The following is a 15,666-nucleotide window of genomic DNA, read 5'->3' on the forward strand; positions in this document are numbered from 1 at the left end:
TCCGGCCGGCCGGTCTCGGTCATCACCCAGCACAGCGCATGAGTGGCGTCGAGGTACGAGTCGAACGAGATCGAATCGGCCTGCGCGATCACGGCGCGCAGGGAGGCCTCGGCTTCGGCGGGTCGTTGCTGCAGGACTCGCGCGCGGGCCAGAGCGATGAGCACGATTGCGCGCGCATCACTGGCGCCGAGCGGTCGAGTCGCGACCGCCAGGCTGTCGAACAGCGCGGCGGCCTCGTCCACGCGATCCAGGTTCATCAGACAGCGTCCTTCGTTGGTTCGACAGACAATCGCGGCGGCGGAGACGCCAGTGACTCGATAGAAGCCGCTCGCCTCGCGGTAGAGCTCGGCGGCGCGCCCGGGGTCGCCGTACAGGTATTCCAGATTGCCGAGATCGTTGAGCGCGTCGGCCAGATTCCGCGCGTCGCCGGCCGTGCGCGATTCGTCGCGCACGCGCTCGTACTCGCGCCGCGCCTCGTCCACCCGGCCCAGGTGATTGAGCGAGTTGGCGAGTCCGGCGCGAGCGGTGCGTGCCGCGCGATCGTCCGGAAATCTGGCGGTCCGCCGCAGCGCACGTCGGTAGTCTCGCTCCGCGTCCGCGTAGCGACCGTCGGTGATCGCCACGTAGCCGCGCCCGATCAGCGCGTAGGCCTCGAGCTCGGGGAGTCGCGCCGCTGCGGTGAGGCGCAGCACCTGCTGATACTCCTGGTCGGCCTGATGGTAGCGCTCGGAGAACAGATCGGCGGCAGCCACGACGCGCAGCGCGCGGCACCACGACACGGTGTCACGGAGGGTCTGGAATTCGGCGGTCCACGGATCCGCCAGCGAGCGGGCTTCGACGAGTCGGCGCTCGAGCACCAGCTTCTGGGTGGCCCGCTCGACCTGAACCACGCCTTCAAGCCCGCGATCGCCCAGGGCCCGCGCCACGGCGAGCAGTGAATCGAGGTACGCGTAGCCGGCGGTACGGCTCCGAAGGAAGAGCGTGTCGGCGCGCGCACTCTCGATGGCGTAGCGATGCGAGGGCCACGCCGCGCGCCCACCGCCCGCGGCGCGCGCGTGCGCCGGCGCGGCGAGAATGTTCGCGAGGGCGAAGAGAAGTACGAGACGAGTGGGGTACATGGGCGCGGCCCGGCGGGATTCCCCCGCCGGCCGCGCCTAGAGTAGCGGAATCGCCCGCGACTTCGAGGTCGCGATCACGTCGGCCTCGCGCGCCCGGGTCCCGGTGTGATCGCGGTCAACGCACGATTGCCACGCGGCGAACGGCACGCGCGTCGCCACAGGTCAGTTCCAGGAAGTAGATCCCCGCGGGGCAGGTGCGGCCATCGTCTCCCGCGCCGTTCCACACCAGCGAATGCCGACCGGCCTCGAGGTCGTGATCCAGCAGCGTGCGCACCGACCGGCCCTGAAGATCCCGCACCTGCAGCCGCGCCGGCCCGCGCCTGGGCAGGGCGAACTCCAGGTTCACATCGCGGCGCGAAGGGCTGGGCCACGCCGCCGAGAATTCGAGATCGGTTGAAATCGCGGCCGCCGTGGGAACCGCGGCACTGCCCGGAGCGGTGCGCACGTCCCATTGCCCGCGGCCGTTCGGTTGCGGCGCGATCCAATTTCCGTAGCGGAACCACGGTGAACGCGAGAGCACTCGCGTTTTCCATCCGTACGCCGATCCGGCCGAGAGACCGGTGACGGCTTGCGAAAGCAGCACGGCGCCGCCCAGCGGATCGGTCGGCGGCCCCATCGCCTTCCACGGGGTGCGTCCCTGCGAACCGGTTCCGCCACCCACTGGAGGAATGACTCGCCAGTCAAGCGCCACTCTTTCGCGCCCTGCGGCGCTGGTGGCGTTCGACGCGAGTGTGAAGGTGCTGGTGCTTCTGCTCATGCCATAGAGCCCGATCGGCGCGGCCGGGGGGCCCGGCTGCATCGCGCGGGTGAGGTGTGCATGCCCGGTCAACTGTCCGGCGGTGGAAGACGACAAGGAGTTCCCGAGGTAGAGCCGGAAGCCGCCCTCCTGATTGAAGGAAGAGAGCCTTCGCGGCTCACCGATCACCAGATCGCCGAATCCGTCGCCGTTCACGTCGCCTCCACCCGCGACCGAGTGGCCAAGGTTGTCCAGGCTGGCCGCGCCGGCGAACGTCGCGATGGGCGTCGAGGAGGGCGAGGCGCCTCCGGCGAAGACGTATGCATGGCCGCAATCGATGAGCGAGGGCTCGTCACCGAACACTTCGCCCACCAGTAGATCGCCGAAGCCATCGCCGTCTACGTCACCCGCCGCCGAGACCGAACTGCCGAACGCGCTTCCCGGAGCGGAGCCGTTGTAGGTCCAGCTCGGCGCGGCGCCGCCCCCTGCGGCCTCGCCGCGAATGACGAATGCCTGCCCGCCCGAGCCAGAATTGAACGCGCCGATCGCAACGTCACCGTATCCATCGCCGTCGAAGTCGCCGATTCCCGCCACCGCCTGCCCGAAGAATGCGCTCGCACCGCTTCCCGTCCAGGTGCGCTGCGGTGAGGCCGCGAGGCCACCGGGACCGCCGAGGAAGAGCTTCGCATGTCCCTGGTCGGTGCTGCTGCCGTCCCATGATCCCGTGCCGACGAGAACGTCGCTGTATCCATCGGAGTTCACGTCACCCGCTCCGGCGACGCTCGTGCCTTCCTGGGCATTGTCCTGGTTGTCGGTCTCGCTCCATCCACCCGCGACCAGACCATTCGGCGAGCCCAGGTAGAGGAAGGCTTCTCCCGCGGCCGGATGGTGGACTGGCGGCGTGTGTGCCTGGAAAGTGACGGTTTCGTAATTCGGCGCGCCCACCACGACGTCGGCATAGCCATCGCCGTTCACGTCGCCCGCGTACGCGACGCTGGCGCCAAACTGCGATCCGGTCTGCGACGAGCTGATGATCTGGTCGGGGAAGTTGATCGCTGTCGACCAGTCGCTCCGCCCGAACCAAACCGCGACGTAGCCGCCGACGTGCGCGCCCACCACCACGTCACCGAAGCCGTCACCGTTGATGTCCTGTCCCATCGCGACCGAGATGCCGGCATTGGAGCCATCGATGTAACCAATGCCGGTCCAGACCGGGGTCGCGGCGATCCCCGACTCGCCGCCGAGATAGAGCTCCACCTTGCCGTTGTCGGTGGCCCCAAGATTGTCATCGAGAGGAGCTCCCACCAAAACGTCGTCGAAGCCGTCACCGTTGACGTCGCCGATCGCAAGCGACCAGCCGGAGACGGCGCTGGCCTGCCCGCCGAAGCGCTCGGCGGCGAGAGCGTTCGGCCGATCGGCGCTTCCGTAGTAGAGCAACACCTTTCCCGCCAACGCGCCGAAGTCGGAGGAAGCCGGGAGGCCGACGAGGACGTCGCCGAATCCGTCGCCGTTCACGTCGCCGGCCGCAGAGCAGCTGATGTCGCCGAGCTCGGTCGCTTCCGGAAATATCAAACTCTGCACGGTTCGGGCGCCAACTCCGCGACGGCCAAGGGCCAGGTAGAGATGCGCCTGACCGTACTCCCCCAGCCCGGGATAGAGCACCAACGCGTCGGCCAGGCCGTCGCCATTGACGTCACCGGCGGTAAAGGAGCCAAGACCCATGTAGCCATCCACATAGCCAATCAGGCCGAGGGATGACCCACTGGACACGCCAGGCCCCCCATGGATGACTGCCATGAAGCCGATGAACTCATAGTCCTTGCCCGTATCGGTGACGAACGGATCGGCGAAGAGATAATCGGCGTATCCATCGCCGTTCATGTCGCCCGCGGGGGCCAGACGGGCACTGAACTGGCCGTCGCGCTCGAAGCTCGAAGAAGAGACCGGGCCCGCAGGCCCGCCGAGATAGACGAAACCGGGGCTGGCTGTAGTGCCGCCCAGGTTGCGCAGCTCGGTTCCGATTCCGAGGTCGTCGTAACCATCGCCGTCGATGTCGCCAATCCCGGCCACCGAGATTCCCAGGCGCATTCCGAGTGTCGTACTGGTCTGGCTCCAGCTCGAGCCCGTGGAGAGGCCCGTCGCGGAGCCGTAGTAAAGAGTGGCGGCGCCCCGTTCGGCCGAGTTGAGGGGATCGCCGACGATCACGTCGTCGTAGGCATCGCCGTTCACGTCGCCGGCCGCGCAGACCGACCAGCCGAACGAGGCGTCGCCGTTCTGGGTGAACGAGGGCGATGAGCCCAACCCGCCAGGGCCCCCGTACCAGACCTGGATCGTGCCCGTACCGACGCCGCTGGTATCCGCTGCCCCGAGCAGCACGTCGTCGTAGCCATCGCCGTTCACGTCGCCCGCTGCCGACACGTGCACCGGCTTTCCGTAGTTCAGCTGCGCCCAACCCGGCGGCGATACGGGACCCGCGGGAGAGCCGTAATAGAGAACTACCGCCCAGCTCCCCCAGGGGCTGGCCAGCTTGTTCGAGACGAGGAAGTCCGCGTAGCCATCGCCGTTGACGTCGCCCGCCGCCGAGACCGAATGGCCCCACCCGTACCAGCCGGGCTGGTTCGGATAGAGCGTCACCGGACTGCCGAGCAGATTCAGCTCCGGATACGGCGGCGAATCCGTCACCGGACGCGAAGCTCCCTGAGACTGAACGGGCACGGGCAAGGCGCCTGAGGAGCGGGCCGGAGACTGGACGAGCAGCGTCGATAGGCTGGCGGCAATCGCGACGGCGCGGACCTGGGCGGCTCGCATGACTTCACCTCCGGTTTGGGCGGTCGGCTGTTCCAACTCGCAAACGCACCAGAGGGAGAACCGTCACGAGCAATCCCGGCCTCGTCGGCCCGGCGCTCGGAGAGCGACTGGCTAGGGAAGTGGAATCGCGCGGGACTTCGAGGTGGCGATCACGTCGGGCCCGCGAAGGGCTTCGATCGCGATAGCCACCTGCTCGCCCGAGTGAAGCCCGTCGGGTAGCTTTCCGGCGCTCAGCTCGAGCGAGAGTGCCGCGTTCACGTCGCGATGAGCGACCTCGCTGAGGTCGGGCCCGTAGAACACCACCCGATAGGATTCGGCGCCGGGCACGGCGCTCCAGCTCAACATCACGCCGCCCGGCTCGAAGCGCGGCGCACGCAGTTCGAACGCCGGCGCTTCGCCTCCCCCACGAACCACACCCGGCGCCGGAGTGCGCGACTGCGACCACCACACGAAGGTTGCGAACATCAGCAGCGCCGCGAAGGCGAGCCCGCTGCGCGCCGCCGGCTGATGCAGCCAGCCGAACAGCGTTTTCGTCCAATCGCGCTGCGCCCGTGCTTCCGGACTCGACCCCGCGCGGGCGGCCTCGCGAGACGCGAACGGCACGCCGAGGGCATCGAGCCGCACGGCCAGCTCGCCCTTCGCGACTTCCACGCGCGCGCCCTCGACCGAGGCCGGATCGCGCCGCTCGAACTCGGCCAGCATCCGCCGCATGGCCGCGAACTGCGGCAAGGATTCCGCGCGGCGCCGCTCGGGATCTTCCCCGGGAAGCGACAGGAGTCGCGCGAATTCGTCCGGGCTCAAGGGTTCGGCGTTCATCGGTTCTCCTCACGCGGGGGATGTGGATCCTCGAGCGCCTGGCGAAGCTTCCGGCGTGCGCGCTGAAGCAGCCCGCGGGCGCCCGAGGATCCATCCAGCCTCATCACTCGGGTGATGTCCTCCACACTCATGCCCTCCCAGCCGCGCAGCCAGAGCGCGGCTCGCTCATCATTGTCGAGCGAGTGTTCCATGGCCTCGAACACTCGTCGGCGCTCCTCCCCGCTCTCATACTCGGCCGCCGGTTCGAGCCCCGGCCCACCGAGCGAATCGGCATCGATTTCCGGATCGCGGAGCAGCGGCCTTTTGCGAACCTCGCTCACACATCGGTGATGGACGATGGTGAACAGCCACGCCGAAAATCGCCCGCGCGCCACGTATCGAGGCAACGCCTCGTACATCTTGAGCAGGCTGTCCTGCGCAAGATCGAGCGCCCGGTCGTGATCGCGCACCACTCGAAACGCCCAGGCATAGACCCTCCCCGACCATCGCTCGATCAGGATGCCGGCCGCGGCGCGACCGGGAGCGGATTCCGGCGACTTCTGGTACTCCGCCACCAGCTCCTCGTCGGTCGCGGCCGGCGCCGGCCCTCTGTCCGTCATGTGAACGAGGGTAGCCGGCCGAGGTCACAGCGCAAATTGCGTCACCCGGATCCCAATGTGTGGCAAGTCTGTGACCAGCCGGGCCCGCATCGGCTTCGGTTGAGGGGCGGCTCCGCGGAAGCGAGCCCGAGCGTCGCGACCGACGCCATGCCGGCCTCCCGAGAGCGATCCCGCGGGCCATCCCGCGGCCCGCAGCTGCGTTTCGAGGTGCGTCAGCGGGCCTTCGGCGCCGAAGCACCGCCCAGAAGCTCGACGCGCGTCTCCGGATCGCCGAGCAGCACGAACCCCGCCCAGTAGCGTGGCGCCGAATGGCCAGGCTGGGTGCGCACCTTGATTTCAGCCGCGTCGAGCGCCTCGCCCGCGTTCTTCCCCGCCGCCAGCGCCGCATAGAAGCCCTTCACCAGCTCGGCGGTCGTGCGATCCTCCACACGCCACTGCGAGCAGATCACGGCGCGCGCTCCGGCCTCGAGCCACGCTTCGGCCAGGCTCGGCAGCCCTTCGGGGCCATAGGCCTCGCCCATCGAGGTGCAGCCGGCCAGCATGCAGACTCGCGCCGGCATGTGGAAGGTGGCGATGCGGTCGGCGGTGAGATAGGCCTCCTCACCACTGCCGTGTCCGAGCAGGAACCCCGCGCGCCAGGGCGCCGCCGCCGGATTCCGGGTATGCGAGGAGAGGTGCAGGATTTCCGGAGTGCCCAGGTTCGCCAGCATTTCCTCGAGCGACCGCTGCCCATCGTTGTCGCGCACGCTGGCGTTCGGGAACTGCTTCCTGAGCCAGTCCGACTCGCCCGCGATCCCGTCCAGCCGCCGGCCATCGGAATCGGTCCAACGGCTCAGCACGACCAGCTTGTCGTGGAACGTCCGGCCGTGGGCCTCGGCGCGACCCTCGGCGAGCAGCGTGGCGGACGGCACGAACGCGACGCGGTGGCGGTCGGCGATCGCCCCTCCCTCGCCGGGCAGTCGAAGCGCCGCGAGCGGGTACTGGGCGAAATCCCCGGCCGAAAGCAGCAGGGTCCGGGCGCCACGGATGTCGCTCGCGAACGAGCCGAAGAGCTCGGCGCCCAGCTCGGCCGCGGGTCGGCCCAGGGCCTCGAGATCGGCTTCGGGAGCGCCGAGCAGGTCCCGCAGCCTGCGCAGTCGGGGATTCAGGCTCTGGCGCCCCGTCGCCCAGCCGGCGCGGGCGGAGGTCTTCGTCACCGCGAACACCAGGGTGGTCTCGGGCGCGGAATAGATGTCGAGCAGCAATTCCCCAGGGCGCAGCGTTTCCCGCTGAAGGCGTTCGAGGGTGACGCGGGGAACGACCGCCCGTCCCTCCGCGCCGCGCAGGCCATCCTCGAGCAGCCGCGAGCGGAATCTCTGGAGCGCGTTGAAGGCATCGGCGACCCGCGCCTGCTCGCTCGGACCTCGTGTGGGATCGAGCAGCAGCTCCCCGTATTGAACGAACATCCGGCCCGCGCCATGATCGAACTCCTCGCGCCACTCGGGATCGCTCGGCACCGCCCGGGTGGTTTCCCAGGCCTCGGCCGCGCGCGCGTAGTGCGCGGTCGCGCTGTCCCGGCGCCCGAGCGCGAGAAACGCCCGCGCGAGGCGGATCTCGTTTGCCGTCGCCGCGCCTCCCACGATGCCTCCCGTACGTCGCGTCCGAACGATGGCTTCGCGCAGGGGTGCCAGTGCCGCTTCGGGATCCCCGGCGGCGATCTCGGCTTCGCCGAGCGCGCTGAGCCGCATGGCCTGCGCGGCGGTGGTCGGCGGCGTGCGCCAGGTCGCGAGCACCTCGCGCATGAGACGTCGCGCCTCCTCGCCACGCCCGGAAGCCGACTCGAGCTCGGCCAGCATCGCGGCCGCGAAAACCGAACACTCGGCGGAGCCCGAATCGCGCATGCCCACCACCCACCGGAGCAGGGATTCCGCCCGCGCGCTGCGACCCAGGAACTGCTCGACGCGACCTTCTTCGGTGAGCGAGCGAAGCGCGCTATCCCAGGATCGAGCTGCCGCCGCGGTTCGCGCCACGCTGTCGAACAGCGCGATCGCCATGTCGTTGTGATTGAGCGCCGCCTCGCACAGCGCGACGTTGCGCAACGAGACCAGCTCGAGCTCGGTGCGTCCACGCGCGTGCTGGGCTGCCGCCGAAGCGCGGAACAACCGCTCCGCGCGCGACGGATCCCCGTACTGGAATTCCAGCGACCCGAGATCATTGATGGCAGCGGCCTCGTTGTACGTATCGCGCGAGGCTCGCGATTCGGCCAGCACGCGCTCGTACTCGAGCCGCGCCTCGTCGGCCCGCCCCTGCGCGAGCAGCGCGTTGGCGAGCCCGGCGCGAGCCGAGTGGAGCGCGCGGGTTTCGTGGGAGTCGGAGAGCAGCCTCAGCGCCCGCCGATAGCCCTCCTCCGCTTCGTGCGCCCGGCCCCGCTGGATCAGGAGGAACGACGTGCCGATCCACGCGAAGCCTTCTGCGGTCCGGAGCCGGGCCCGGCGCGCGAGTTTCAGCATCGCGTCGTAACTGCGGGAGGCCTCGGTGAACCGCTGGCGGGTCAGGTCCGCGTAGCCAATCGAGCGCAGTGCGAGACACCAGGAGAGCGTGTCACCGCACGAGGAGATGAACGGCAGCCAGGTCCGCGCGACCGCCTGCGCTTCGTCGAGCCGGTTCTCGAGGAAGCTCAGATTCCGTGACCGGAGCACCATCAGCACCATCAGGTGACCCGAGTCGTTCGCCGCGCTCGCGAAGGAGGCGAGCGAGTCGAGTCGTGCCGACGAGTCGCGATAGTTGATCGCGGCCAGGGAATCGAGCCGGGCCAGCTCGAGCGCGTGGACGCGGGACGGCCAGCTCGCGCGTGGCAGCGCCGGCGAAGAAGCCGCGACCAGCAGAGCGGCCGCCACGGCGGCCGCCGGCAAGACCACAAGGGGGAGTGGATGGGTTCGCGGGACGAGGGGCATGGAGCGCCGCAAAGGGCGCGCCCCTGGCGGCGGACCTCAGGGTAGCTGAATCGGACGCGCCTCGGTGGTGCCCTCGAGCACGCCCTGACGAAACGCCTCGACCCCGACCGAGACCCGGCCTCCGGAGGCCAGCCCCGCGGGCAGCGAATCGTGCCGCACCACCAGCTCGGTGGCCCCGCCCACGTCGACCCGAGCAATTTCGGTGAGGTCGAGACCGAGGAACACGACGCGATAGTCGTCGGCCCGCTCGAGCGGACTCCAGCTCAGCGTCACGCGGTCCGGTTCGGATTTCGGCTCCCGCAGCTCGAACGCCCCGCTGTCGACGACGGCGCGCACCGCTTCCGGCCGTGGCGAGCGACTGACCGCTCTCCAGGCCACACTTGCCACGATCGCGAGCGCGGCAAAGGCGATCGCGCCGCGCCCGATCGGCGTCGCCAGCGCCGCGCGCAGCGAATCGAGCCACGAACGGCGTTCCGCTCCGCGACCGGCGCCGCTCGTCATCGGCACGCCGTCACCCGACGGCGACTCGATGGCCGGCGCCGAAGACAACCGACGCTTCAGCTCGGCCCGCGCCGACTCCAGGTCGGGTCGATCCGACGGGGCGATCCGCGGCGCCGCGAACTCCGCCAGCGCGAGCGCCAGCGCCGCGAACTCCGGATCCTCCATGGCGTGCACGCGCTCCGGATGCTCGGGCGGCAGATCCAGCAGGCGTGCCACTTCGTTCGGCGCGAACTGCTTCTCAGTCATGCCCGACCTCCTTGCCGGCGCGTCGGAGAAGCTCCGATCGCAGCTTGCGCCGCGCCGTCTGAAGCACGCCGCGCGCGCCCGACGGCTCTTCCACGCGAAGGATGCGCGTGATCTCATCCACGCTCAACTCCTCGTACGCTCTCAGCCACAGCGCGGCGCGCTCGCGCGGCTCGAGCGCCGAGTCGATCGCCGCCAGGCATCGTCGCAGCGACTCGGCATCTTCGAACTTCTCTTCCACTCCGCTCCCCTCGGGGGCGATCGCGTCGGCGTCGACCTCCGGATCCCGGTTCCACGCTCGCGGCCGTGCCACCGACCGACAGCGGTTGTGGACGATGGTGAACAGCCAGGCGCCGAACTTTCCGCGCGCCTGGTATCGGGGCAGCGACTCGATCATGCGAATCAGACAGTCCTGAGAAAGGTCGAGCGCCTGGTCCCGGTCCCGGAGGAAATGGCGAGCCCACGCGAACACCGGCCCGCTCCAGCGGTCCACCAGGGCGGCCAGCGCCGCACGGCCATTGGCTCCGATGGTATCGGCCAGGTACTGCTCGACCAGCATCTCGTCGGAAGCGGTCTCTGGACGATGGTCCGAATCCATGCCCGCGAGAGTAGCGGTCTCGCCGGCCCGGCATAAAGGCAGGCGCCTCCAGCACCAAAGAGCGGGAACTCATGCTCTGATCCCCCCGGGATTCGGGCTGACTCGTGGGGAGAACCCCCGGCGAGGGGGGAATCACAGGGGCGGGGCCGTGACTCCCGGCCGAACACTCTCGCGAGCACGCCCTTCACCGCGGTGGCGCAGTAGCGACACGCTCACGCACTATCTCAATCTCACCACGCGCCTCGCCACGCGCTCGTTGCTCGCGGAGAGCTCGATGAAGTAGAGGCCGGCGGCCGCGGCGCGCCCGGCGGCGTCGGCGCCGTTCCAGCTCAACGAATGGCGTCCCGCTTCGAGATCGCGATCCTCGAGGGTCTGCACCAGCCGGCCCTGGACGTCGCGTACCTGCACGCGCGCGTGGCCCCGTTCCGGCAGCGCGAAGTCCATGCGCACCCCGCCGCGCGAAGGATTCGGCCGGGCTTCCGAGAGCTCGATCTTCGTCGGTGGCATGGCCGCCGCGGACACGTCGGTGTTCGACGGCGCGGTACGCACGTCCCACTCCAGCGGCCCGTTTGCCTGCGGCGTGAACCACGACCCGTAGCGGAACCACGGCGAGTGCGAGAGCACGCGCGTCTTCCACCCGTAGACCGTCGAGGCCGTGAGTCCCGTGACGCTCTGCGAGACCAGCGCCGCGCCTTCGAGCGGATCGGTGGGCGCCCCCATCAGCTTCCACGCGGTGCGCCCCTGCAGCCCAGACCCTCCGCCGATCTTCCGCATCACCCGCCAGTCGAGTGCCACGCGATCGCGCCCGCCGGCGCTTGCCGCATTCGAGGTGAGGCCGAACGACGAAGCGCTTCGGCTGCGTCCGTAGACCGCGATCGGATCGGCCGGCGGACCGGGTTGCATCGCCCGCGTGGGGCGGCCGCGACCGGCCTCGTTGGTCAAGCCACGCGAGTTGCCGAGGTAGAGTTGGAATCCGCCTTCGTCGAAGAACGAAGACAGGCGCCGCGGCTCGCCGGCGACCACGTCCGCGAAGCCGTCGCCATTGATGTCGCCGCCGCCCGCGACCGATTGGCCGAGATTGTCGGCGTTCCCGGTGCCCTCGAAGGTGATGTAGGGCGATGCGAGGGGGTCGGGCCCGCCCGCGAAGATGTAGACGTGTCCGCAGTCGGTGCCGCCCGCGCCATCACCGAACACCTCGCCGACGGCCAGGTCGCTATAGCCGTCGCCGTTCACGTCGCCGGCCGCGGACACGCTGTTGCCGAAGGCGGCGTTGGCCGAGCTGCCGGTGAGGGTCCAGCTCGATGTCGCGAGAACACCCGAAGGATCGCCGCGATAGGCGTAGACCTTGCCGGTCCCGCCGGCGCCGTACGCCCCGATCGCGATGTCGCCGTAGCCGTCGCCATCGAAATCCCCGATGCCCGCCAGCGCCTGGCCGAAGTGGTCGCCGGCTGCAACGCCCGTCCAGGTGCGCTGGGGCGTCGAGGAGGGGCCGGAGGGGCCGCCCAGGTAGAGCTTGGCGTGCCCCTCGTCGACGAAGCTCCCATCCCAGGTCCCCGTGCCGACCAGGATGTCGCTGTAGCCGTCGGCGTTGACGTCGCCGGCGCTGGCGACACAGGTGGCCTCGCCAGCGTTGTTCTGGTTGTCGGTCTCGGACCAGCCGCTGAACGTGAGCCCGCCGGGCGAACCCAGATAGAGAAACGCCATTCCCGCCTGGGGGTGCGCGACAATGGCGTGCGGCGCGCCGGTGTAGGTCGTCTCGCTGGGTGCCCCCACCAGAACGTCGGCGTATCCGTCGCCATTCACGTCTCCGGCGAAGGCGACGCTCGACCCGAACATGGAACCCGTCGCGCCGCTGAGGACCTGGTCCGGGGTCCCGCCTGCGGTGCTCCAGTCGGCGTGCCCGTACCACGCGTAGACCTGGCCGGAGTGATTCAAGCCAACCACGAGGTCGCCAATGCCGTCGCCGTTGATGTCCTGCCCCATCGCCACCGAGATGCCCGCACCGGCGCCGTTCAACTGTCCGGCGCTGGACCACACCGAACTGCCCGCCATGCCGGCTTCGCCACCCAGGTAGAGTTCGACGCGACCGTTGTCCGTGAGAATGCCGGAGTCAAAGAGCGGCTCGCCGACCAGCACGTCGTCGAAGCCGTCGCCGTTCACGTCGCCGATCGCCATCGACCAACCGGCGACCGCGCTGGTCTGCCCGCCGAAGCGCTCCGCGAGCTTCCGCGGCGGATCGGCCTGACCCTTGTAAAAAAGGATCTCGCCGGCGCGCGCGCCGAAGTCGGAGGCCGCCGGAATTCCAATGACGATGTCGCCGAATCCGTCGCCGTTGACATCGCCCGCCGCGCACGCGCTGAAGTCGCCGGGATTGCCAGCGCCCGGCGGATAGATCGCCTGCACTGTGGCCAGCTGGCCCAGGCGGTGACCGTAGACCAGGTCGAGCTGGGTGGGGTCGGACATCACGAGCGCGTCGGCGACGCCGTCGCCGTTCACGTCGCCCGCGGTGATCGCGATGAGGCCGAAATGCGCGCCGGGGTTGGCGCCGTAGGCCGAGTAGTTACTGCCGGAGATGAAGGCGGCCCCGATGTTGGGTAAGGAGGCGGTGCCGCTGAAGTACGGGTCCGCGAAGAAGTAGTGGCCCTGGCCATCCCCGGCGACGTCTCCAGCCGGGGCAAAGAAGGCGGCGTCGACTCCATTCACGGCGGTCCAGGCCGCGGGTCCGGCGAGAGATCCGTGGTAGATCTGGCCCGGACTCTGCAACACCCCGATCTCCCCCGCCTGTGATCCAATCCCGAAATCGGCGAAGCCATCGCCGTCCAGGTCTCCGACCCCCGCCACCGACATCCCGAGCCGCTCGTAGAGATAGGCTCCGCTGGTGCTCCAGGCCGGACTCGTGGAGAGCCCGGTCGCCGAGCCGTAGTAAAGCGAGGCGCTACCCAGAGCGAGCCCAACGGCCAATGGGTCGCCGACCAGCAGATCGTCGTAGCCGTCACCGTTCACGTCGCCGGCGGTGCACACCGACCAGCCGAACGAGTAGTCGCCGGTCAGCGCGACGCTGGGCGAGACGCCGAGTCCTCCCGAGCCGCCGTACCAGACCTCGACGACGCCCACTCCGCTGGTGGTCGTGTCGGCGGCGCCGAACACCACGTCGTCGTAGCCGTCACCGTTCACGTCGCCGGCCGGCGCCACGTGGACCGGATGGGTGAAGGCGGTGCGGATCCAGCCCGGGGGCGAGACCGGCCCGGTCGCAGAGCCGTAGTAGATCGCCGCGGCGTAGGTGCCGAACGGGCTCGCGTAGGCGGTCGTAACCGCGAAGTCGGCGTAACCATCGCCGTTGACGTCGCCGACCGCCGAGACCGAGTAGCCCCAGCCGTACCAACCCGGCGTGTTGGGGTAGAGCACCACCGGAGCCGACAGCAAGTTCGTCTGGTTGGGAGCCGCCGCGACCGAAAAGCCGCTCGAAAGAACGAGGATCGCGACTGCCAGCGAGACGGGAAACAGGGCGCGAGGAATGCGTGCGGCGAGCATGGTGGTCCTCCGCGAGAGTAGGGGTCTCGCCGGAGGAACCCCCGCCGCGTGGCCGCGTCACAGGCCGAATGATCGTCCGCCCCATCAAACGAAGAGGGCGGCCTCTTTCGAGACCGCCCGTTATCGTTCGTTCTTGGATGGAAGCGAGTCCTAGAAGTCCTCGCCGCCGTAGCCACCGCCGCCGCCCGGCGCCGCCGGAGCTTCCTTCTTCTCGGGAATCTCCGTCACCAGCGCTTCGGTCGTGAGCAGCAGGCTCGCCACCGACGCCGCGTTCTGCAGCGCGGTGCGCGACACCTTGGTCGGGTCGATGATCCCGGCCTTGAACATGTCTACGAGCTTCTCGTTGTCCACGTCGTAGCCGGTGAACTTCTCCTCGCCCTTGAACTCCTTGACCTTCTCGACGATCACCGAGCCCTCGACGCCGGCGTTTTCGCACAGCGTGCGCAGCGGCTGCTCGAGCGAGCGGCGCACGATCTCCACGCCGACCTTCTCGTCACCCGTCAGCTCCTTGGCGAGCCGCTCGAGCGCCGGGATGCAGCGCAGGTAGGCGACGCCACCACCCGGCACGATGCCTTCCTCGACCGCCGCGCGCGTCGCGTGCAGCGCGTCTTCGACACGAGCCTTCTTTTCCTTCATCTCGGTCTCGGTCGCCGCGCCGACGTTGATCACCGCAACGCCGCCGGCCAGCTTGGCGAGCCGCTCCTGGAGCTTCTCGCGGTCGTAGTCGGAGGTCGTCTCCTCGATCTCCTTCTTGATCTGGGAGATGCGGCCGGTGATGTCGGCCTTCTTGCCGCCGCCCTCGACGATGGTGGTGTTCTCCTTGTCCACCGTGATCCGCTTGGCCTTGCCGAGATCCTCCAGCTTCACGCTCTCGAGCTTGATGCCGAGGTCTTCGGTGATGACCTTGCCGCCGGTCAGCACCGCGATGTCCTCCATCATGGCCTTACGGCGGTCCCCAAAGCCCGGCGCCTTGACCGCGCACACCGCCAGCGTGCCGCGCAGCTTGTTCACCACCAGGGTGGCGAGCGCCTCGCCCTCGACATCCTCGGCGACGATCAGCAGCGGCTTCGCGCGCTGCGCGATCTTCTCGAGCACCGGGAGCAGGTCCTTCATGTTCGAGAGCTTCTTCTCGTAGAGCAGGATGTAGGCCTCTTCGAGCACCGCCTCCATGCTCTCCTTCTCGGTCACGAAGTAGGGCGAGATGTAGCCCTTGTCGAACTGCATGCCTTCGACCACGTCGAGCGTGGTGTCGACCGAGCGGGCCTCTTCGACGGTGATGGTGCCGTCCTTGCCGACCTTGTCCATCGCCTCGGCGATCTTCTCGCCGATGAAGTGGTCGGAATTGGCGGAGATGGTGGCGACCTGCTGAATCTCCTTGTTCTCCTTGACGGTGCGGCTGAGCTTCTTCAGCTCTTCGACCACCGTCTCGACCGCCTTGTCGATGCCGCGCTTGATCGCCATCGGCGCGGCGCCGGCGGTCACGTTCTTCATGCCCTCGCGATAGATCGCCTCGGCCAGCACCGTCGCGGTGGTGGTGCCGTCGCCGGCGACGTCCGAGGTCTTCGACGCCACCTCGCGCACCATCTGGGCGCCCATGTTGCGATACGGATCCTTGAGCTCGATCTCCTTGGCGACCGTGACGCCGTCCTTGGTGACGGTCGGCGATCCCCACTTCTTGTCGAGCACGACATTGCGGCCGCGCGGTCCGAGCGTGACCTTGACCGCACGGGCGAGCTGCTCCACGCCCTCGAGAATCTTGGCGCGAGCCTCACCACTGAACAGC

The 15,666-nt window shown here is 69.1% G+C and carries 9 protein-coding genes; all 9 read right to left on the bottom strand.

What is annotated here, in order from left to right:
* Positions 1 to 1,118: tetratricopeptide repeat protein (locus tag VMJ70_16105; protein HTO92655.1), on the bottom strand; the 1,118-nt coding region annotated here is incomplete at its 3' end.
* 115 nt (positions 1,119 to 1,233) lie between these two features.
* Positions 1,234 to 4,536 carry an FG-GAP-like repeat-containing protein gene (locus tag VMJ70_16110; GenBank protein ID HTO92656.1) on the bottom strand — a complete coding sequence of 1,101 codons (3,303 nt, stop codon included), beginning with the start codon at positions 4,534 to 4,536 and terminating at the stop codon, positions 1,234 to 1,236.
* Positions 4,537 to 4,773: 237 nt separating this feature from the next.
* Positions 4,774 to 5,478, bottom strand: a complete 705-nt coding sequence (locus tag VMJ70_16115; GenBank protein ID HTO92657.1) for a hypothetical protein — start codon at positions 5,476 to 5,478, stop codon at positions 4,774 to 4,776.
* Positions 5,475 to 6,077 (bottom strand): sigma-70 family RNA polymerase sigma factor, encoded by a 603-nt coding sequence (locus VMJ70_16120; protein ID HTO92658.1) that lies wholly within the window; start codon positions 6,075 to 6,077, stop codon positions 5,475 to 5,477. The genes VMJ70_16115 and VMJ70_16120 overlap by 4 nt, the downstream gene beginning before the upstream one ends.
* 212 nt (positions 6,078 to 6,289) lie before the next feature.
* Positions 6,290 to 8,953, bottom strand: a complete 2,664-nt coding sequence (locus VMJ70_16125) for a CHAT domain-containing protein (GenBank protein ID HTO92659.1) — start codon at positions 8,951 to 8,953, stop codon at positions 6,290 to 6,292.
* 93 nt (positions 8,954 to 9,046) lie between these two features.
* Positions 9,047 to 9,757, bottom strand: coding sequence for a hypothetical protein (locus tag VMJ70_16130; GenBank protein ID HTO92660.1), 711 nt, complete (start codon positions 9,755 to 9,757; stop codon positions 9,047 to 9,049).
* On the bottom strand, positions 9,750 to 10,352 hold the full coding sequence (locus VMJ70_16135) for a sigma-70 family RNA polymerase sigma factor (GenBank protein ID HTO92661.1): 603 nt from the start codon (positions 10,350 to 10,352) through the stop codon (positions 9,750 to 9,752). The genes VMJ70_16130 and VMJ70_16135 overlap by 8 nt, the downstream gene beginning before the upstream one ends.
* 219 nt (positions 10,353 to 10,571) lie before the next feature.
* A complete protein-coding gene (locus VMJ70_16140) occupies positions 10,572 to 13,883 on the bottom strand; it encodes an FG-GAP-like repeat-containing protein (GenBank protein HTO92662.1) in 3,312 nt (1,103 codons plus the stop codon).
* 150 nt (positions 13,884 to 14,033) lie between these two features.
* A partial coding sequence (gene groL, locus VMJ70_16145; GenBank protein ID HTO92663.1) for a chaperonin GroEL occupies positions 14,034 to 15,666 on the bottom strand: 1,633 nt, incomplete at its 5' end.

It is taken from the genome of Candidatus Sulfotelmatobacter sp., assembly GCA_035498555.1.
GTDB lineage: Bacteria > Eisenbacteria > RBG-16-71-46 > RBG-16-71-46 > RBG-16-71-46 > DATKAB01.

Excerpts from the sequence above, each read along its gene's own strand:
- VMJ70_16115 (HTO92657.1), bottom strand. The coding sequence starts at position 5,478 with ATGAACGCCGAACCCTTGAGCCCGGACGAATTCGCGCGACTCCTGTCG.
- VMJ70_16120 (HTO92658.1), bottom strand. The coding sequence starts at position 6,077 with ATGACGGACAGAGGGCCGGCGCCGGCCGCGACCGACGAGGAGCTGGTG.
- VMJ70_16130 (HTO92660.1), bottom strand. The coding sequence starts at position 9,757 with ATGACTGAGAAGCAGTTCGCGCCGAACGAAGTGGCACGCCTGCTGGAT.
- VMJ70_16135 (HTO92661.1), bottom strand. The coding sequence starts at position 10,352 with ATGGATTCGGACCATCGTCCAGAGACCGCTTCCGACGAGATGCTGGTC.
- VMJ70_16140 (HTO92662.1), bottom strand. The coding sequence starts at position 13,883 with ATGCTCGCCGCACGCATTCCTCGCGCCCTGTTTCCCGTCTCGCTGGCA.